Below are 19,546 nucleotides of genomic sequence, written 5' to 3'. Positions count from 1 at the left end.
ATGACAATGGAGGCAGAGCCATGCGCATCATCGTCCATAACGACAAATGCCAAGGACACGCGCGATGCGCGGCGCAAGCGCCACGCATCTTCAAGCTTGATGACGCGGGTTACATCCTTCCCGGTGACATCGAAGTTGCGGAAGGGGAGGAAATCACTGCGTCGCGAGGCGTGCGATCCTGCCCCGAACGTGCACTTGAACTCAAACGTACACCCTGCAGCACGGGTTGAGCCGGACGTCATTTCGGCGGGCAAGAAAGGACCGCTCAGGTGGCCTGCATATGGTAACGGACGAACCCTCCCATCCACTATCTTACTCGTCCAACGTAGGCGCATCTGCGTGTCGGGACGCTCCCACTACTGCTAGGACGCCGCGGCTCGCAAAACACACTCTTCCAATCACAAAATTTGTGGCAAAGCTAATGGACCACCAGCCGAAAATTACCGAGCTCCTCGACCGTGAGGCGATCCGCGACTGCCTCTATCGGTACTGCCGCGGGATAGACCGTGCGGATGAGGCGGCGCTTAGCAGCGCATACTGGCCCGATGCACAGGACAATCACGGGGCCTATTGCGGCCCGGCAGAGGGCTTCATTCAGTTGGCGCTGGGTGTCTTCAAGACCGGACCGCGCAACATCCACCAGATCACCAACATCCTCATCGAATTCATTGGTCCGGTAGATGCCGCGGTCGAGAGCTATTTCACCGCGTTGCAACGCGGGCCGGACGAAGATGGAGAACCACGCCAGACGCTCCTGTGTGGCCGTTACTGCGACCTGTTTCAGAACAGGGAAGGGGAGTGGCGGATTGCCGAACGAACCGTGGTCTACGATTGGCTCGAGCAGCAGATCCCACCAGCGGTCGTTGAGGCGGAACGGTTCGGCCCGCGACGGCCGATCGGAGCACCGCATCCGCACGATCCGGTCTACAGGCTTGGAAAGCGTCGCGTTCCTTCCCCCCTGGCCCCCTCACAGGTTTCGAACGACAAAGCCGCGCGGTCAATGGAGGCTAAAGGCTATGAGAACTTTGCAATGCCACAGCGATCCCGGCGAAAGACTGTTCGGTGAGAAGGGGCATCGGATTGCCTTTCTGCCCCACGACGGCGTGAGCGGTCTGCTCTGCCCCACTAGCGGCTTGACGACGCTGGGGTGCACCGACTGGCTACCAAGGTAACCTGTCCTTGACGGGTCCCTTCGCAGGATCGGCTACCAATTCGGAAGTTGGACCGCAGCCGGATCGCTGCATCGTCTATTCAGGTCGTGGCCAGGACGCTGTTTTACCGAGACATCATTTTGCCACGCAAACTGATGGGCTGAGATCGTTGAAGGGAGCGCGGAGAGATTTTCATGAAGCAGGCAGGACGCACCGTCGTCATTACGGGCGCCGCGGGCGGGATCGGCCGCGCCCTGGTCGATATTCTTGTCAGGGACGGAGACACTGTTGTTGCGGTAGACCTCGCTGGCAGCGGGGTCGTTGAACTGGCCCGTGGGCTCGGCCATCCGCATCTCGGCCTCGAGTGCGACATCTCGCGAGAGGGGGATGTCCTCGCGCTCTACGGTCGAGTCGAAGCACAGTTCGAGCACATCGGCGTCCTCATCAACAACGCCGCGATAGGGCCCAGCATGGCTGCGAGTGTCGATACCAGTGTCGACGCTTTCCGTCTCGCCTTGGAAGTAAACTTGATTGGACCCCTCGTCATGGCCCGCGAAGCGGCGAGGCGCATGAAGCCGGGCGGTGCCATCGTCAACGTCGCTTCGATGGCGGGCGTCGTCGGCAATCCCAAGCGCAACGCCTACGCTGCCTCGAAGGCCGGCCTGATCTCATTGACGAAGTCGCTTGCATGCGAGTGGGCTTCTCGCGGCATTCGCGTGACGGCGGTAGCGCCGGGCTACGTGCGCACGCCGATGGTGATGGAACTGGAACGCGCAGGCAAAATGCATCTAGCGGCAGTGCGCCGCCGCGTGCCGCTGGGTCGCTTGGCACGCCCGGATGAGATCGCCCTCGTTGTGCGTTTTCTGACCAGCGCTCGGGCGCGCTACATTACCGGTTCGGTGCTGGCGGTCGACGGAGGCTGGATGTCATTCAACCAGCCGGGAGATGCGCACCAGCCGGTGGATGGGACCCCCCAGGCCGAACTCTGCCGTCCTGCCGAGGGTACGGGGGCGCGAGTCGTGCTTGTCACAGGTGGTGCGAACGGTATAGGCGCGGCCGTCGTTCGCCGCTTTGCCGAGAGCGGCGATACTGTTGTGATCGCTGACAAAGATGGTGCCGCAGCGGCAGAACTGGCTGCGTGGCTCCGCGGCAACAATCCGGCCAAATGTGTGGACGTGGCCGTCGAGAGCGAGGTGGTGGCGCTATTCGAGGACCTGCGGGGACGCTTCGGGCGTGTCGATGTGCTCGTCAACGGTGCTGCTGCCGACACGTCGTTGTTGGGAATCGAAGAAATACCCGAACACAGCAAACACGTCCTGGATGTCAATCTTACCGGCGCCTTCACTTGCGCACGCGAGGCGATCAAGGCGATGTGCCCTGGCGGCGTGATCCTCAATCTTGGATCGATCAATAGCTTTTTGCCGTTTGTGCCGCGCCATGTCTATGGCGCTGCCCAGGCTGGGTTGGACATTCTGACCCGATGCCTGGCGGCCGAACTCGGGCCTGTCGGCATTCGCACAGCCACGGTAGCTCCTGGTTATATCTGCGCGCCTGGCTCTGCTCAGTTAGCGAAGGTCCGTCGCATCGACGCCACATCGATCCAGCGGCGCATCCCGATGGGCAGGTTGGGAGAGCCGGAAGACGTCGCTGAGGCCGCGTTCTTCCTGGCTTCGTCTGCCGCCTCATACGTTAACGGTTCCACCTTGTACGTGGACGGCGGCTGGACCGCGTTCGGTGATGCGGGGAACGCCAGCGAACTCGATACAGAGTACTTTGCTGAGGCAGCGTGTTGACCGGCGACTTTTCGCCAGGCGCCGGGGCTGAGGATATCCAAGGCTTCAACTCCGCTGCGCCCGGCGCCCGCACTGCTTCGGCCGAAGATGTGAATTCGGGCGATGACGAAAACGTCCGTCCTCATCGTGGTCAAAGCAGTTCCAACCGCTCCGCGTGCCCTAGCCACCCAATTGCGAGCGGTGCAGCAAAACCAAGCCGCCGGCAAGGCTGGCCGCAGCCAAGGCCTGTGCGCGTATTTGGCGCTTCTCCGACAGGCTAACTCACCTGTAAACAAGGAAACCTCATGGAATTCGCAACCTTCATCCTGGCCGCCCAGCGAGGCTATCATCAATCGTGCGACAGCGTCATCCGCAACTCCATCGAACATGCCACCGTTTCGGAGCAAGCCGGCTTCGCTACCGCCTGGTTTGCCGAGCACCACTTCAACAATTACAGTCTGATACCCTCGCCCCTGATGATGGTGGCGCACTGCGCCGGCATGACGAGCACTATTCGCCTTGGCACTGCTGTGTGCGTGCTGCCGCTATATCAGCCGCAGCGCTTGCTTTCAGAAATCGGCTTCGCCGACATCGTGGCGAACGGCCGCCTCGAGCTTGGCGTCGGCTTGGGATACCAGAAATTCGAGTTCGAACGCTTCGGCGTCAATATCGATGAGGCGGCGGCCGTGTTTTCGGAATACTTGGACATCCTTCTGAAAGGCCTCAACCAAAACATCTTCGAGCACAACGGCAAGTATGTGAACATACCTCCGACGGCGATTTCGCTGCGTACGCTCCAGAAGCCGACCCCGCCGATCTGGATCGCTGGGGGAGCCGCGCGCATAAGGCGGGCTTATCGTGAGGGGCACAATTTCTTTGTCACGGCATTTCACAATGGCTTGGAGGGTTTGACCGCGCTGCGCGAAGCAATCGAGAAGTCGGCGGCTTCCGAAGGGAAGAATGTCGCGGACGCCAAGATATGTCTGCTGCGTTGCTGCTATGCCAGCGACGACGAGGCAGAGATCAACAGTTATCTCGACAACGCCCGTTTTCAGCGCCGGCTGTCAGAAGCACTGCACCAGCGCCGTCAGCAGAGCCCGGACGGCTATCTGCTAAACGAGACGCCGACGCAGCAGGATTTATCATTCGAGAAGATGCGCCAGAACCTGCCGATCGGCAGCGTGAATCGCGTGATTGACCGCCTGCTGGAAGAGATCGACATCTTGAAACCCGACCAGGTCGCAATTCAGACGCAACTGGGCGATTTCGACCACAAAACGATGCTACGCCAGATCGAGCTCTGGGGAGACCAGATCATCCCAGCGGTCAGCAAGTCGCTCGCTCTTCAGGGCGATTGATGGGACGGGACCAGGAGCATGGCACCCATGCGGCGCAGCACCATGGCTGCCCCGGCACTGGCAAATCGCCGACCGAGTTGCAGTTTGACCGGCATGCGCTTGCCTGTGTGCTTTCGAGCGCGCTTGAGGAACTCGAGGCCGGCAAGGCGACGGCGACACAAGCAACCGGTCTTTCGCGAGCTGAGCTGCGCGATGTCCTGACCGGCAGCTTCCCGGCAGTCGCCGTCGACGCGTTCGCATTGGAGGAGGCGGGCGAGCCCCAGCCGGACCCGGAGGAAGAACTTCTGCGCGAGTTGCTGTTCGCGCATGCCCGGCCCGGCGACCCGGCCAGCGCCCGGTTCGCCAAGATCATCGCCCGGCGTGCCATGCGCAACGACCATCTCTGGCAGGACCTAGGCCTTTTCAACCGAAACGAGCTCAGCCGCCTGCTTGCCACGCATTTCCCGACGCTTGCGGCCGGCAACACCCAAAACATGAAATGGAAGAAGTACTTTTATCGCAAGCTCTGCGAATCCGAAGGATTTTCACTATGCAGCTCGCCTAGCTGCCGTGAATGCAATGATTTCGAAAGCTGCTTCGGCCCGGAAGACGACGAAAGTCGCCTGGCACGGATCAAGAATGGGATCGCCTTGGACCAGGAGGCGCTCTTGCCGGCGTCCGAGGCGCCAATCTCGCGGGCGCCAATCTCACGCCGTTGAGCCAGAGCGGCTTCTTCCAGGCGCCCTTGCACGGGAGGAGAGGGAAATTCAATCGGCCCGATCAGGGTAAGCGGGCCGAGCACGGTTCGGGTAGCGACCTGTGTGCGGACCGGACAGAATCTTGAGAGCACGAACAAACGGATCGCCGGGACCGAGGCCTTTCGTGCCAAAACACGCGGCTCTGGCTGGAATGTGGTATCCGACCGCGGCAACACGATCCGAGCCATTTCTTGTAAACCGGTCGCTACGGCGCTTTTGAGGGCGCGCTCCCTCGCTCCCTACCGTTTCAGCCTTTGTTCGACGCACGGCGGCCGCAAAGAACATCGCGCGCGGCGCTGACGCCCCTCGTCCCGACACGGTGGGCACACGACAAACCGTCGTAACGTGCGCGGAGCAGCCGCATCACTTTGGCGACGGCCTATTCCTGTCAATCACGGTTCGGCGGGCAAGTGCGACACCATCACTTCAGACCTCCATTTCAGCCAAGTGATCTATGACGGCACATTGAAGGGCGCTTTAATCCCGAACTCGAAGAAATCTTGAACGTCGATGATTGCCGGGTCGTCTCCATCAACGATGGCTCTCTCGCGCTCATCATAAACGCGATGTGCATCCTTCGAGTGAGAAACGATGTGCAGCGGCTTCGTGAGAGGGTCAACAATGCACTGGCAACTGAACTGCGCACGTATTCCTCTGTGTGTTGCGCTCTGAGGGTGTTTGCATCGGTAAATTCAATACCCAGAAATTCAACGAAAAGGAACTGCCGATCAGAGAGGTCATTGTCGATAGGGCCCTTATAGGGAAGAGCGCATGCCGCGTGCGCTTTGATGAGAACCCTCTGTTTATGTCAGCGTTGCGGTTTGACGTCAGCGGGATCAGACGGCAAAGCTCCATCTCCATTGAGCCATAGGCGCTTTTCCCTGCGCCGTTGTACAGAGGAGGGGATGTTCATCGCCTCGCGATATTTTGTAACGGTGCGCCGGGCAACATTGATGCCGGTTTCCTTCAGCCGCGCGGCGATGTCATCGTCGGAAAGCACGTGACCGGCGGATTCTTGAGCAACTATTGCTTTGATCCGATGACGGACAGCTTCGGCGGAGTGCGCGTCACCACCTTCGCAGGAGGCAATCGCGACAGTGAAGAAATACTTCAGTTCAAACACCCCGCGTGGAGTAAGCATATACTTGTTCGAGGTCACCCGGCTCACTGTCGACTCATGCACGTTGATCGCTTCAGCGACAGTCCTCAGATTGAGGGGCCGCAGGTGGGCGACGCCGTGCCGGAGGAAGGCATCCTGTTGGCGCACGATTTCAGTGGCAACCTTGAGAATCGTCTGGGCTCGTTGGTCGAGGCTGCGAATTAACCAGTTCGCGTTTTGCAGGCATTCGTTCAGAAATGCCTGATCTTTCGAATTCTGGGCTGTGTGTCGCGAGACTTCAGCGAAATAGGTTTGATTGATCAAAACCTTGGGCAGCGCCTCTGGATCAAGTTCGATCTGCCACCCACCTCCGGGCGAGGGCGTGACCAAGACGTCGGGTATGATGGGTTCAGGCGCTCCGGATTGGAATCGGTTGCCGGGCTTGGGATCGAGCGCACGGATTTCATGCAACATCTCAAGGAGGTCGTCTTCATCAACGCGGCAATGCTGCTTCAGTGCCTGAAAATCACGTCTCGCGACCAGGTCAAGGTGGGTGATCAAAGCGGCCATCGCCGGGTCGAACCGGTCTCGCTGGCGCAACTGGATCTCGAGACATTCGCTGAGGGTGCGAGCAAAAATTCCGGGTGGATCAAAGTGCTGCAATGTTGCAAGAACACGTTCCACATCCGGCTCGCCGACGTTCAGCATGCCGGCGAGTTCCAAAAGATTCGCCGGAATATAGCCGGTGTCTTCCAGATGGCCTGCAAGCTCGGCGGCAATCAGCCGTTCCTGTGGTGTGAAGGCGGTGAGCGCGATCTGACTAGCTACGTGATCGTGCAATGTTTCGGTGCAGGCGGCAAACTCTTCCAGCGCAGGGCGATCACTCGCCGGAAGGTTCGTCGTATTGCGCAGCGATTTCCATTCCCCCAGTCGCTCGGCGGACGCCGCGCTCGTCGGCCTGTCAATGTCTTTATCGGGTTCGCCGGTGGACTGCTCTGCCGAAATCGGAACGTCGCTAGGAGCTTCACCGTCGTTTGGAGCAGGCTCCAAAAGAGGATTTTTCTCGAGTTCCTGCTCCACGAATTGATGCAGTTCGACGCGAGCCAGTTGCAGCAGGCGGATCGACTCAATGAGCTGAGGCGATGCCACCATCGATTGCTTCTGGCGTTGAAGCAGCCTTGCCGAGGACAGCATGTTGAGCGCGAAACTCCGTTCGAGGAGACACTTGGCCGTGTGTTGGGGCTGCCAGACGTTCACTCGGTCATGCGGCTGCCTTCAGTGTTTCAAGAACGTTTTGCGGGGATGAAACCTCATAGGGATCGGTCTCGCAGTTGTCGGAGAAGCCTTTTTCCTCAAACCACTGCTCCACCGCGCCGTCGTTGATCAAAGCCGCATAGCGCCAGGAGCGCATTCCGAAACCGAGATTGTCCTTGGCCACCAGCATGCCCATTTTGCGGGTGAACTCGCCTGAACCGTCCGGGATGAGCTCGACCTTCTGCAGCCCCAAAGACTTGCCCCACGCATTCATGACGAAGGCATCGTTGACGGAGAGGCAGTAGATTGCATCAATTCCTTCCTTCTTGAACTCGTCGTAGAGCTTTTCGAAATTGGGCAGTTGGTAGGTCGAGCAGGTCGGGGTGAAGGCGCCAGGAAGCGAGAACAGGAGGACCCGCTTGCCACCAAAATAGTCGTCGGATGTCTTGTCTTCCCAGCGGTATGGATTCGGTCCCTCAATGGAATCATCGCGAACACGCGTGCGAAATGTTACGAAAGGAACTTTCTTCGTGATGGTCATCAATTAACTCCTGCTAGACGAAACCTGGCATGGCTTCTCGGTTTGGCCGACACAACGTCGACTCGGCAGACATGCCGGACGTGAGATGAAGGCCTTCGCGGCTTCCAAATCGCTTTTCCATCCGGTGGTACGGGAGGGCATTGGCCCACCCCTTCGTCATCCGAACGGCCGAACCGATATGAGTGATTTGGGCAGATCGAGCAACCGTTTTGCGGCAAGTAGCGATGGGCTGGCAGTGTTCGAGGAGAAACACGTGGCGATCAACAGTGCCGATGTCGAAGCAGGCGTGTGGTGCCGCAACTTTGGCGTCGCGCAAGAGTCTCGCTTCACGAAAGTGGCTCTGGCTATTGCAGATGGTTACCAGTGGCGCGCCGACGTCGGTTGGGGTGATCCTTTGATGCACTGCTTTGGGATCCGCATGCCGATGAGGATCGGCAAGCGGCAGTTGGTCCAACGCCATACGTTTGGATTTCGGGCCCCGACCACACCTGCGCAGAAAAGCCAGCGAGCATGGACGCCTGGAGGCACCGACCTCTCGATGTTTATCCGCAACAGGCACCGTCGGCTTAAGCGGTTCTCTGCATTCACCCATGCCTCGCTCTCCGCTTTGTTTGTGGTTCGATGGCTCTCATGAGCTGGCGCAAATGCCGTGCCATCTGGCTTGCAGCAGGAAAGGAAGCGATCTTCACCTTGAGCAGAAAGAACTGCTCTCGGAGACGCGATGGAGAAAAGCCTTCCATCTGAGGCGGCGATCACATCGGAATCAACGTGTAACATTCAAAGCCGCCAGTGCTCGGGAAACATGAAAAGCGTTTCCAGCCGACGGATCGACGGAACCTTCTTGTGTCAGAAGGTGGACGCAAATGTCGGAAGCTCTACCAAGCCGACGGGCCGGGCTCCGGCTGCTTGATACTCAGGGCTTATGGAGTGACCGCTCTTTCAGTCTAGCCGGCTGAGCCTACCGTAAGCACAAAGCCCGTTCAGGCCGAGACAATATGGCTGTCCTATTCAACACTGTGCGACATGTTTCGTTGGTGTTGTCAGGTCCGCGACATAGGCTGAGTTAGTCACGTCCCCGTATTTTGCTGAGGCCAAATAACTGAAAAGGAAGAACAAAAAACTTTCTTCGATGCGTCACTAAAATTGGCATGAGTTTTGAACCCTACGTTACGAGGCGGCAAAAGCTGCCGACCGGCATTCGTATCGCGGCAGCCGCGATGAATGGAACGAAGGAAGGAAAGCTACATGTCAGGTCTGCGTCAGATCGCCTTTTACGGCAAGGGCGGCATCGGCAAGTCCACCACCTCCCAAAATACCCTCGCCGCCCTTGTCGACTTGGGGCAGAGGATACTTATCGTCGGCTGCGATCCCAAGGCCGACTCCACCCGCCTTATCCTGAATTCGAAGGCGCAGGATACCGTGCTGCACCTTGCAGCAGCAGAAGGTTCGGTGGAAGACCTTGAACTCGAGGATGTGCTCAAGATCGGCTACAAGGGCATCAAGTGCGTGGAGTCAGGCGGACCCGAGCCGGGCGTAGGCTGCGCCGGCCGCGGCGTCATCACCTCGATCAACTTTCTCGAGGAGAATGGCGCCTATGATGATGTCGACTATGTTTCCTACGACGTGCTCGGAGACGTGGTGTGCGGCGGTTTTGCAATGCCGATCCGCGAGAACAAAGCCCAGGAAATCTACATCGTCATGTCCGGCGAGATGATGGCGCTCTATGCCGCCAACAACATCGCCAAGGGTATTTTGAAATACGCCCATTCGGGCGGCGTGCGGCTTGGCGGCCTGATCTGCAACGAGCGCCAAACGGACCGCGAGCTCGACCTCGCCGAAGCGCTGGCTTCCAGGCTCAATTCCAAGCTCATCCATTTCGTGCCACGCGACAATATCGTTCAGCACGCCGAGCTCAGGAAGATGTCGGTGATCCAGTATGCGCCGGATTCAAACCAGGCCGGGGAATACCGCGCGCTGGCCGAGAAGATCCATGGCAATTCGGGCCAGGGCACCATCCCCACCCCAATCACCATGGAGGAGCTCGAGGACATGCTGCTCGACTTCGGCATCATGAAGACAGACGAGCAGATGCTTGCCGAGCTTCAAGCCAAGGAAACGGCAAAGGCGGCTGCACAGTAAACAAGCGATGTCGACTCGAGGTGTGGCCTTGACCTGGCGCGCCTTCGAAACAAAGGCGCCTCGCCGGTGAGGCGTCACGCGAACCTTGAAAGGGGTCCCATGAGCCTGGAATATGAAAATGACGGTGCTCTCCACGCGAAGCTTATCGAGGAGGTGTTGTCCCACTATCCCGACAAGACGGCGAAGCGCCGCAAAAAGCACCTCAACGTAGCAAAGAGCGGGGACGAGGCCGGCGAGGAAGGGGAGGTCCTTTCCGAATGTGACGTCAAATCAAACATCAAATCCATTCCCGGCGTGATGACCATTCGCGGCTGCGCCTATGCCGGCTCAAAAGGCGTGGTGTGGGGTCCGGTCAAGGACATGGTCCACATCTCGCACGGCCCTGTCGGCTGCGGGCAATACTCCTGGTCGCAGCGCCGCAATTACTACGTCGGCACGACGGGCATCGACACGTTCGGGACAATGCAGTTCACCTCCGATTTCCAGGAGAAAGACATTGTTTTCGGCGGCGACAAAAAGCTGGAGCAGATCATCGACGAAATCGAAGAGCTTTTTCCGCTGAACAAGGGCATCACCGTGCAGTCCGAGTGCCCGATCGGCCTGATAGGTGACGACACCGAAGCGGTTTCACGCAAGAAGGCCAAGGAGATCGAAAAGACGATCGTGCCGGTGCGTTGCGAGGGCTTCCGCGGCGTCTCGCAGTCGCTCGGCCACCACATCGCCAACGATGCTATCCGCGACTGGGTGTTCGAGAAGAGGGCCATCGAGTTCGAGGGTGGCCCCTACGACGTGAACGTGGTCGGCGACTACAATATCGGAGGCGACGCGTGGGCGTCGCGAATCCTGCTCGAGGAGATCGGCCTGCGTGTGGTCGGCAACTGGTCGGGCGACGCAACGCTCGCCGAGATTGAGCGCGCACCGAAGGCCAAGCTCAATCTCATCCATTGCTACAGGTCTATGAATTACATCTGCCGGCACATGGAGGAAAAATACGGCATCGCCTGGATGGAATACAATTTTTTCGGTCCCTCCCAGATCGAAGCCTCCCTGCGCAAGATTGCCAAGCACTTTGGGCCGGAAATCGAGGAGAGGACCGAAAAGGTCATCGCCAAGTACCGACCCTTCGTCGACGAGGTCATTGCCAAATACCGACCGCGCCTGGAAGGCAATACGGTGATGCTCTATGTCGGCGGCCTGCGCCCTCGCCACGTCATCACAGCATACGAGGACCTCGGCATGGTGATCGTCGGCACAGGCTACGAATTCGCCCACAACGACGATTATCAACGCACCGCCCACTACGTGAAAAACGGCACGCTGATCTATGACGACGTCACCGGTTACGAGTTGGAAAAGTTCATCGAGGGGGTTCGTCCTAATCTCGTAGGCTCGGGGATCAAGGAAAAGTACCCGGTGCAGAAGATGGGCATACCGTTCCGTCAGATGCACTCCTGGGATTATTCGGGGCCCTATCACGGCTATGACGGCTTTGCCGTTTTCGCCCGTGATGTTGATCTTGCCATCAACAACCCGGTTTGGGACCTATTCGAGGCGCCGTGGAAAAGACGCCCAAGCCGGGGGCAGGCAATGGCTGCCGAATAGAACCTGGTCCGAGCCTGGCCTCCCAGGGAGACGATAAACCCCGCGATCCGCGGAAGACCTGAAACGTTCAATGTCCCTGTCCCGCGCCGCAGCGCGGTCAGATTCAAGAAGGGTGACCACCATGCCGCAGTCGGCCGAAAAAGTTCTCGACCACGCGCCCCTCTTCCGCGAGCCGGAATACAGGCAGATGCTTGCCGAGAAGAAGCTGAATTTCGAATGTCCGCACCAGGATCAGGTCATCGCCGATCAAGGCGAATTCACCAAGACGTGGGAATACCGCGAGAAAAACTTTGCGCGCGAAGCGCTTGTCATCAACCCCGCCAAGGCCTGCCAGCCGCTCGGCGCGGTATTCGCGGCCGCGGGCTTCGAGCGAACCATGCCCTTCGTCCACGGAAGCCAAGGCTGCGTGGCCTATTATCGCTCCCACCTGTCGCGCCATTTCAAGGAGCCTGCTTCGGCGGTTTCTTCCTCTATGACCGAGGACGCGGCAGTGTTCGGCGGACTGAAGAACATGGTCGACGGACTCGCCAACACGTATAAACTGTACGACCCGAAGATGATCGCCGTATCGACGACTTGTATGGCCGAGGTCATTGGCGACGACTTGCGCAGCTTCATCGAGAACGCCAAGGAAGAAGGCTCAGTCCCGCGCGACTTCGATGTGCCGTTCGCCCACACGCCGGCTTTCGTCGGCAGCCACGTCGACGGCTATGACGGTACGATCAAGGGCATTTTGGAACACTTCTGGAAAGGCCAGCAGCGAACGGAAGCCCAAGGAACGATCAACATCATTCCGGGCTTCGACGGCTTTTGCGTCGGCAACAACCGGGAACTCAAACGTCTGCTCGATCTGATGGGCGTGTCCTATACATTCATCCAGGATGCCTCTGACCAGTTCGACACACCATCGGACGGCGACTACCGCATGTATGACGGGGGCACGAAAATCCAAGATGTGAGGAACGCACTGAACGCCGAGGCGACACTTTCGCTGCAGCATTACAACACGCGAAAAACGTTGGAATATTGCGAGGCGGTCGGTCAGGCCTCGGCCTCGTTCCATTACCCGCTGGGCATCCAGGCGACGGACGAATTCCTGATGGAGGTCTCCGCGATCTCCGGTAAGGAGATCCCCGAGGCAATCCGACTGGAGCGCGGGCGACTTGTTGATGCCATGGCGGACAGCCAGTCCTGGCTGCACGGCAAGAAATACGCGATCTACGGCGACCCGGACTTCGTCCACGCCATGGCCCGCTTCATCATGGAGACAGGCGGCGAGCCGACCCACTGCCTAGCCACCAATGGCACCCCGGCGTGGGCGGACGAGATGAAGGCTATGCTTGCATTCTCCCATTTCGGCAGGGCGGCTCAAGTCTGGCCGGGCAAGGACCTGTGGGCGATGCGATCGCTGCTATTCACCGAGCCCGTGGATCTGTTGATCGGCAATTCCTATGGCAAGTATCTGGAGCGCGACACCGGAACGCCGCTCGTCCGGCTGACATTTCCGCTCTTCGACCGGCACCATCACCATCGCTTTGCGCTCATGGGCTACCAAGGCGGGCTGCGCGTACTGACGACCATCCTCGACAAGATCTTCGACAAGCTCGATCGCGAGACCAGCCAGACGGGAGTGACGGACTATTCTTATGATCTCACCCGCTAAGCATGTCTCCAGGAATGTGCGAACCAGTTTGCGGAGAAGTGATGCGTGAAACCCTGAGTGGGCGGAGCGGCACTGAAAGTCGCTATCGCTTTAGCAGTGGCGACCAACTCTTTCGGAGCCTGTCGCTTCCCGACGGACTTTGGAGACCAGCGTAATGTCCTCGCTCAATGCCAAAATTCAGGACGTCTTCAATGAGCCTGCCTGCGAGAAGAACCGCGGCAAGGATGCCCAGGCGCGCAAAAAGGGCTGCACCAAACCGCTGACCCCAGGGGCGGCCGCCGGCGGCTGCGCCTTCGACGGGGCAAAAATCGTGCTGCAGCCCATCACCGATGTCGCGCATCTGGTCCATGCACCGCTCGGCTGCGAGGGCAATTCCTGGGACAACCGCGGCACGGCTTCGTCTGGGCCGACTCTATGGCGCACGAGCTTCACGACCGATCTCACCGAACTCGACGTGGTGATGGGGCAGGGGGAGCGCAAACTTTTCAAAGCTATCCGCGAGATCAAGGAAGCTCACGCGCCGCCCGCGATCTTCGTCTATTCGACCTGTGTTACGGCCCTAATCGGCGACGACATCGAGGCCGTGTGCAAACGCGCGGCGGAGAAGTTCGGCTTGCCGGTGGTGCCGGTCAAAGCGCCTGGGTTCGTGGGCTCGAAGAATCTCGGCAACAAGCTTGCCGGCGAAGCGTTGCTTGATCATGTGATAGGCACGGTGGAGCCTGACGATGCCGGTCCGCACGACGTCAATATTCTCGGCGAGTTCAACCTCTCGGGCGAATTCTGGCTGGTGAAGCCGCTCCTGGATCGGCTCGGCATCCGGGTGCGCGCCTCGATTCCCGGCGACGCGCGTTACCTTGACGTTGCATCAGCGCACCGCGCCCGGGCAACCATGGTGGTGTGCTCGACCGCACTCATCAACCTGGCGCGCAAGATGGAGCAGCGCTGGGATATCCCGTTTTTCGAAGGCTCCTTCTACGGCATCACCGAGACCTCTGAAGCGCTTCGGCAGATTGCCAGACTGCTGGTGAAGAAGGGCGCAGATCCCAAGATCCTCAGCCGCACCGAGGCCTTGATTGCTGAAGAGGAGGCGATTGCCTGGAAGAAGCTCGCGGCCTACCGACCGAGGCTCCAAGGCAAGCGCGTGCTTCTAAACACCGGAGGTGTGAAATCCTGGTCGGTTGTTCAGGCGCTGATGGAGATCGGCATTGAGATCGTCGGCACCTCGGTCAAGAAATCAACGGTCGAAGACAAGGAGCGGATCAAGAAAATTCTCAGCCACGAGAACCACATGTTTGAGACCATGGCGCCGCGCGAGCTTTACGCAATGCTCTCAAAACGCCAGGCCGACATCATGCTGTCGGGCGGGCGTACGCAATTCATCGCGCTGAAGGCCAAGGTACCCTGGCTCGACATCAACCAGGAGCGCCACCAGCCCTATGCAGGCTATGAAGGCATGGTGGAACTCGTCCGCCAAATCGACCTAGCCATCCATAACCCGATCTGGCGTCAGGTGCGGGAGCCATCACCGTGGGAGTGCCAGGCCGCTCAAGGCGACGAGCCGTCGCAGTCCGCGACCGTCCAGGCTTTCAAATTCGCCGGCACCACGGCCCACGATTTCGGCGAGCGTTGAGGAAGCCTATGGTCCGCATCCTCCCCCAGACAAAAGCCGCGGCGGTCAATCCGCTGAAGTCATCGCAGCCGTTGGGTGCAGCCTTGGCCTTCCTCGGGATCGACGGCGCCATTCCGCTGTTCCACGGCAGCCAGGGGTGCACCAGCTTCGCGCTCGTGCTCTTCGTGCGGCATTTCAAGGAAGCCATCCCCCTGCAGACCACCGCGATGGACGAGGTGGCGACGGTCCTTGGTGGGGCGGATCATCTGGAAGAGGCGATTCTCAATCTCAAGACTCGTACAAATCCAAAGCTGATCGGAGTGTGCACGACCGCGCTGACGGAAACCCGCGGCGAGGATTTCGCGGGCGATATCGCTAGTATCAGGCTCAAACGCGCCGAAGAACTCGCGGGTACGGAGGTCGTACTGGCCAGCACGCCCGATTTCGACGGGGCGATCGAAGAGGGCTGGGCCAAGGCTGTCGCGTCGATGATCGAAAGGATTACGAGGCACGGCGCGCAGGCGCGTCGATCGAAGAAGATCGCGGTCCTGCCCGCCTCGAGCCTTACTGTGGCCGATATCGAGCATTTGCGTGAGACGGTTGAAAGTTTCGGACTCGAGCCGGTGATTGTGCCGGACGTTTCCGGGTCGCTTGACGGTACGGTGCCGGACCGCTGGGTCTCGACCAGCTATGGCGGTGCCAGCATCGAGGACATCCGCGAGCTTGGCACGGCCGTGCAATGCATTGCCATCGGCGAGCATATGCGTCGCCCGGCCGAGCTGCTGCACAGGTTGACCGGTGTACCTTACGTGCTGTTCCAGTCGTTGACAGGATTGAAGGGCGCCGACCGTTTCATCTCGCTGCTGTCTGCGATTTCCGGTGCGCCGGTTCCCGCCGCGGTGCGCCGTCGCAGGGCGCAGTTGCAGGATGCGTTGCTCGATGGGCATTTCCATTTCGGAGGGAAGAAAATTGCGATCGCTGCCGAACCAGACCAGCTCTACCAACTCGCGACGTTCTTCGTCGGCATGGGTTCCGAAATCGCGGCGGCGGTCACCACGACCGATATGTCGGAAATTCTGGAGAAAGTACCGGCGGACTCAGTTCAGATTGGCGATCTCGGCGATTTGGAAATTCTTGGCGTCGGCACTGACCTTCTGGTCACCCATTCCCACGGCCGCCAGGCCGCGCAGCACCTCGGCATCCCGCTCATGCGCGTCGGGTTCCCGATCTTTGACAGGCTCGGCAGCCAACACAAGCTCACAATCCTCTATCGGGGGACCCGCGACCTGATCTTCGAGGCTGCCAACATCTTCCAAGCCAGTCGGCATGCGCCGACGCCTGAGGGGCTTGATCCATTCCGCTACCGAGAAATGCCAGATGAACTCAGTTCGTCGCCTCTCGCTCGTGCCTGACGAAGCTCACGCATCGATGCCGCTAAAGCAACCCGGCGCTTTGCGCGTGGCGATCGCCACGCAAGACATGAAGAATCTCAACGCTCATTTCGGGTCGGCCAGGCGCTTTGCAGTCTACGACATGACACGCGAGGAGTGGCAGCTTGTGGAAGCCGTGGTTTGCGACGACGTTTCCGATGAGACCGGCAAGCATCGCAGCGAGGGCGATGATCGCATCACGCCGAAGGTGGAGGCGCTGAAGGGCTGTCATCTCCTGTTTTGCCTGGCTATCGGCGGACCTTCGGCGGCCAAGGTCATTTCGGCGAAGATCCTTCCGATCAAGGTGCCGCAGCCCCAAAGCATTCAAGAGGTGCTTTTGCGCACGCAGATGATGCTGAGGACGTGTCCTCCGCCTTGGCTGCGCAAGGTGCTGGCGGAGGCAGGCGTTGCCGAAAAGAAAACGTCCTTCGAGGATGAGGATTTCAAATGAGGAGCAGGCGAAATGTTCGATGCCGTTGTTAGCCCCGATATCGGCGAGATCGAAGCGGCCCTTGCCACCAAGTTCGTCAGATGCCTCGTGCGGCTGATCCGTGCCCAGGACTCCTTCGGATCGTGGGAAGGCAAATCGGACGCCGAGCTACTGGGAGACTTCGTCATCACCAAGCAACAGCGACGTGCGATCCCGATCATCGGCGATCCCGATCCTGATGTGCTGTGGAGGCTCAACATGTTTTACACGGCCGTCGGGCTTGCGATCGAAGAGCGCTCCGGCCTGATGGCATCGCCGATGATGGAGATCAGCCATGAGGGCTTCGGGCGCGTGATCTTCACGGCCGGGCGGTTGGTCGTTCTGTCGAAGACCCTTCGCGACGTCCATCGGTTCGGCTTCGAGACGTTGTGGAAACTCGCCGCGGCCGGAACGAAACTGGCCGGCGACGCCATCGCGGTCATTGAAGCCTATCCCGAGGTGGCGCGGGCATGATGGAACCGCTCTTTAAGCGCGATCATGCCGGGCCTTGAAGACGTGCCGTGGCCAGCCCACCCAACCGATGTGGTCGAGGCCGATTTGCTTGTTGGGATAGTGCCGATGAAGCCACTGGTCCTGATCTGTTCACAAGATACGGAGTTGTATCTGTTCCTCAGCCACATTCTGGAGGTGGATGGCTTCACGAGTGAACCGGCAGGCTGCATGCCGGAAGCACTTGCAGCGGCCGATGAGCGGGAACTCCAGGCGGTAGTACTGGATTGCGGGCCAGCAAGCGCCACAGGCCCCACAATCTGCGCCAGGCTCAAGAGGGAGCCCCGTACCGGCGGCCTTCCCATTGTTGCCCTCATCGCCCCCGGCGCTGAGAACCAGCACCTCGATTTGTTGAAGGCCGGCATAGACGAGAGCTTTGTGCGACCGATCGCGCCAGCCACGCTGCTCGACTGTCTACGGACGAAGCTGGCGCTGCCGAAGCCGGGTTCAAACGGAATTGAAAACAGCTGGCTCTGCTGCGGCAGCCTTGAGATGAAGCTCGATGCCTACCGAGTTCGGGGCAATGGCCACGACATCCATCTCGGACCGCTCGAGTTCAACCTGCTGCGGCATTTGCTCGAGGCTCCCGGAAAGGTCTTTAGCCGGGAAGAGCTGATCGACGCGGCCTGGCCGAACAATATCCACATCGGTGCACGCACCGTCGATGTGCATATCAGCCGGATCAGAAAGGCGCTGAAGGCGGCCTCCCCCGGCAGCGTGATTCGTACCGTCAGGTCGGCCGGTTATTCGCTGGAGAAGCCGGACGGCTGAATGGCGGCCGATGCGGTGCCACTTCCATTGCGGCGAGCTCAGGGCAAGTCTTGCGGCTTCGAAACGCGCCGGCAGGTACGATATGTTCAGAAAGAAACAATCAAATGGCTTTCAGAAGCGTACTCAGTGTGACTGGAGCTGACCACTCCGGTCAGGATGTCAAAACAGCTGCCAGCTTGTGTGCCGAAGTCGGCGCGTATCTTTCCGTACTGGTGATGTCGCCTCCGCCGCTCATTATGCCGTCTCCGCTGCTCGGCGATGGCATCCCCGAGTGGCCTGGACAACGCGCACAGGCCATCGCCAGACTGGACAAACGGTTTAGGCAGATCGAGAGATTTTCCCAGGACATGGCCAGACTGGAAAAAACATCCAGGGAAATTCAGACACTGCTGAGAGCCATGTGGCTTTGCTATGACGTCGATACCGACTACTGCGATGAGGCCACCATCGGTGAGGTGGTGCGAAGACGGGCGCTCTGCGCCGACCTGACAATCATCGGCCCCTCGCTTCTCAACGACGATAGGCTCGGACCTTTTGCTATCAACGGCAGTTTGTTCGATACGGGAAAGCCGGTGCTTGTCGTCCCAAGGGGCGCTGAGGCGACGCTGTCGCCGCGGCGCGTGCTGGTCGGCTGGGATTCGCGAGTCGAGGCGTCCCGCGCGGTTCGGGAAGCGCTGGATCTCCTATGCGGTGCTGAGGACGTTCGTGTCACCCTGGTCGATCCTGAGGCTACGTGCAACGGAAACGGCGCCGATCCCGGAGACGACATCGCTGCCTACCTCGCCCGGCATGGCGCCCGGGTGGCGGTTGACCGACTGCCGAGCCATGGCAAACCGGCGGCCACGGTGCTCGCGCAGCACGCAATCGACACGTCTGCCGATATGATAGTCATGGGCGCTTATGGCAGCCGGCGGCTCCGCGACCGCCTCTTCGGAGGGGTGACGAGATGGCTGGACGGCAACCCGCCAATGCCGCTGTTTCTGGCTCGCTGACGGGTGTCTAAAAACCGTAGTTTTGATCTCTCCTGCGATCGCTATGCCCATCCGAGTTCGACTTCCAGGCAAAAACGCCTAGTGGAACGTTAGCACCTTTGTCTGCGGGTGCAGGATGCTAGTGGCGATATCTACGTGGTAGGGTTCAGCGATAGTCGAAGCCGACCGCTATTGCGGTAAACTTTGGCCACGCTCGCCGGATAGCTGCGCCGGGCTGGGTTGCTGGGTGGCGGCCTCGTACCTTCCTTCGTGCCCGAGCCCCAGGCCGTAGGCGTGAGGTGCTCCAGTCTAAATCTAAGCTCCCGCCATGGCGAAGCTTCAGCCCCTCAGTCGGTTTTGCAGTGCCTGCCGATCGGCACGGAGCCCGTCGAGGTCCAGCTGGACTGGCTGCCCTGGTTGCGCCAATCGCCTAACCAGCTCGCGCGTGCCGTCCACCACAAAGACGCCGC

General features: G+C 59.7%; 17 protein-coding genes. 15 read left to right on the top strand and 2 right to left on the bottom strand.

Annotation, left to right across the window (positions count from 1 at the left end; translation table 11 throughout):
- The first annotated feature begins 20 nt into the window (after positions 1-20).
- The 5 genes from AC04SH_RS32705 (at position 21) to AC04SH_RS32685 (ending at position 4,979) form a co-directional block, all read left to right on the top strand.
- Positions 21-230 (top strand): ferredoxin, encoded by a 210-nt coding sequence (locus tag AC04SH_RS32705; RefSeq protein WP_488481688.1) that lies wholly within the window; start codon positions 21-23, stop codon positions 228-230.
- 191 nt (positions 231-421) lie between these two features.
- Positions 422-1,066, top strand: coding sequence for a nuclear transport factor 2 family protein (locus AC04SH_RS32700; RefSeq protein ID WP_488481687.1), 645 nt, complete (start codon positions 422-424; stop codon positions 1,064-1,066).
- A 279-nt stretch (positions 1,067-1,345) separates the two neighbouring features.
- Entirely contained in the window at positions 1,346-2,944 is a 1,599-nt protein-coding gene (locus AC04SH_RS32695; protein ID WP_488481686.1) for an SDR family oxidoreductase, read from the top strand.
- A 284-nt stretch (positions 2,945-3,228) separates the two neighbouring features.
- Positions 3,229-4,281, top strand: coding sequence for an LLM class flavin-dependent oxidoreductase (locus AC04SH_RS32690; protein WP_488481685.1), 1,053 nt, complete (start codon positions 3,229-3,231; stop codon positions 4,279-4,281).
- Positions 4,281-4,979, top strand: coding sequence for a nitrogen fixation protein NifQ (locus AC04SH_RS32685; RefSeq protein ID WP_488481684.1), 699 nt, complete (start codon positions 4,281-4,283; stop codon positions 4,977-4,979). The genes AC04SH_RS32690 and AC04SH_RS32685 overlap by 1 nt, the downstream gene beginning before the upstream one ends.
- An 847-nt stretch (positions 4,980-5,826) precedes the next feature.
- Here the strand turns inward: AC04SH_RS32685 and rpoN are convergent.
- Both rpoN and AC04SH_RS32675 read right to left on the bottom strand, forming a co-directional pair.
- Complete coding sequence (rpoN, locus tag AC04SH_RS32680; protein WP_488481699.1) at positions 5,827-7,311, bottom strand: RNA polymerase factor sigma-54; 1,485 nt, start codon at positions 7,309-7,311, stop codon at positions 5,827-5,829.
- A gap of 67 nt (positions 7,312-7,378) precedes the next feature.
- Entirely contained in the window at positions 7,379-7,912 is a 534-nt protein-coding gene (locus AC04SH_RS32675) for a redoxin family protein (protein WP_488481683.1), read from the bottom strand.
- A gap of 85 nt (positions 7,913-7,997) precedes the next feature.
- On the opposite strand from AC04SH_RS32675, the gene AC04SH_RS32670 reads away from it, so the two are divergent.
- The 10 genes from AC04SH_RS32670 to AC04SH_RS32625 all read left to right on the top strand — a co-directional run bounded on the left by AC04SH_RS32670 (position 7,998) and on the right by AC04SH_RS32625 (position 19,097).
- Positions 7,998-8,546 carry a hypothetical protein gene (locus AC04SH_RS32670; protein ID WP_488481682.1) on the top strand — a complete coding sequence of 183 codons (549 nt, stop codon included), beginning with the start codon at positions 7,998-8,000 and terminating at the stop codon, positions 8,544-8,546.
- A 611-nt stretch (positions 8,547-9,157) separates the two neighbouring features.
- The gene (gene nifH, locus AC04SH_RS32665; protein ID WP_488481681.1) at positions 9,158-10,051 is read left to right on the top strand and encodes a nitrogenase iron protein; all 894 of its coding nucleotides are present in this window, start codon (positions 9,158-9,160) and stop codon (positions 10,049-10,051) included.
- Between the two features lie 99 nt (positions 10,052-10,150).
- On the top strand, positions 10,151-11,653 hold the full coding sequence (gene nifD / locus AC04SH_RS32660; RefSeq protein WP_488481680.1) for a nitrogenase molybdenum-iron protein alpha chain: 1,503 nt from the start codon (positions 10,151-10,153) through the stop codon (positions 11,651-11,653).
- 121 nt (positions 11,654-11,774) lie between these two features.
- On the top strand, positions 11,775-13,316 hold the full coding sequence (gene nifK, locus AC04SH_RS32655; RefSeq protein WP_488481679.1) for a nitrogenase molybdenum-iron protein subunit beta: 1,542 nt from the start codon (positions 11,775-11,777) through the stop codon (positions 13,314-13,316).
- Positions 13,317-13,470: 154 nt separating this feature from the next.
- Positions 13,471-14,946 carry a nitrogenase iron-molybdenum cofactor biosynthesis protein NifE gene (gene nifE / locus AC04SH_RS32650; protein WP_488481678.1) on the top strand — a complete coding sequence of 492 codons (1,476 nt, stop codon included), beginning with the start codon at positions 13,471-13,473 and terminating at the stop codon, positions 14,944-14,946.
- Between the two features lie 8 nt (positions 14,947-14,954).
- Positions 14,955-16,337 carry a nitrogenase iron-molybdenum cofactor biosynthesis protein NifN gene (gene nifN / locus AC04SH_RS32645; protein ID WP_488481677.1) on the top strand — a complete coding sequence of 461 codons (1,383 nt, stop codon included), beginning with the start codon at positions 14,955-14,957 and terminating at the stop codon, positions 16,335-16,337.
- Positions 16,303-16,806, top strand: a complete 504-nt coding sequence (nifX, locus tag AC04SH_RS32640; protein ID WP_488481676.1) for a nitrogen fixation protein NifX — start codon at positions 16,303-16,305, stop codon at positions 16,804-16,806. Before nifN ends, nifX begins: the two co-directional genes overlap by 35 nt.
- A 12-nt stretch (positions 16,807-16,818) precedes the next feature.
- Positions 16,819-17,298, top strand: coding sequence for a NifX-associated nitrogen fixation protein (locus AC04SH_RS32635; RefSeq protein ID WP_488481675.1), 480 nt, complete (start codon positions 16,819-16,821; stop codon positions 17,296-17,298).
- Positions 17,299-17,322: 24 nt separating this feature from the next.
- Positions 17,323-18,105, top strand: coding sequence for a response regulator transcription factor (locus AC04SH_RS32630; RefSeq protein WP_488481674.1), 783 nt, complete (start codon positions 17,323-17,325; stop codon positions 18,103-18,105).
- Between the two features lie 104 nt (positions 18,106-18,209).
- Positions 18,210-19,097, top strand: a complete 888-nt coding sequence (locus AC04SH_RS32625) for a universal stress protein (protein ID WP_488481673.1) — start codon at positions 18,210-18,212, stop codon at positions 19,095-19,097.
- Positions 19,098-19,546 lie beyond the last annotated feature (449 nt).

The sequence above is a fragment of the Mesorhizobium sp. CNPSo 4688 genome (genome assembly GCF_057784295.1).
Note: the sequence above shows the minus strand (reverse complement) of the source record. Positions and strands in the feature narration are given on the sequence as shown.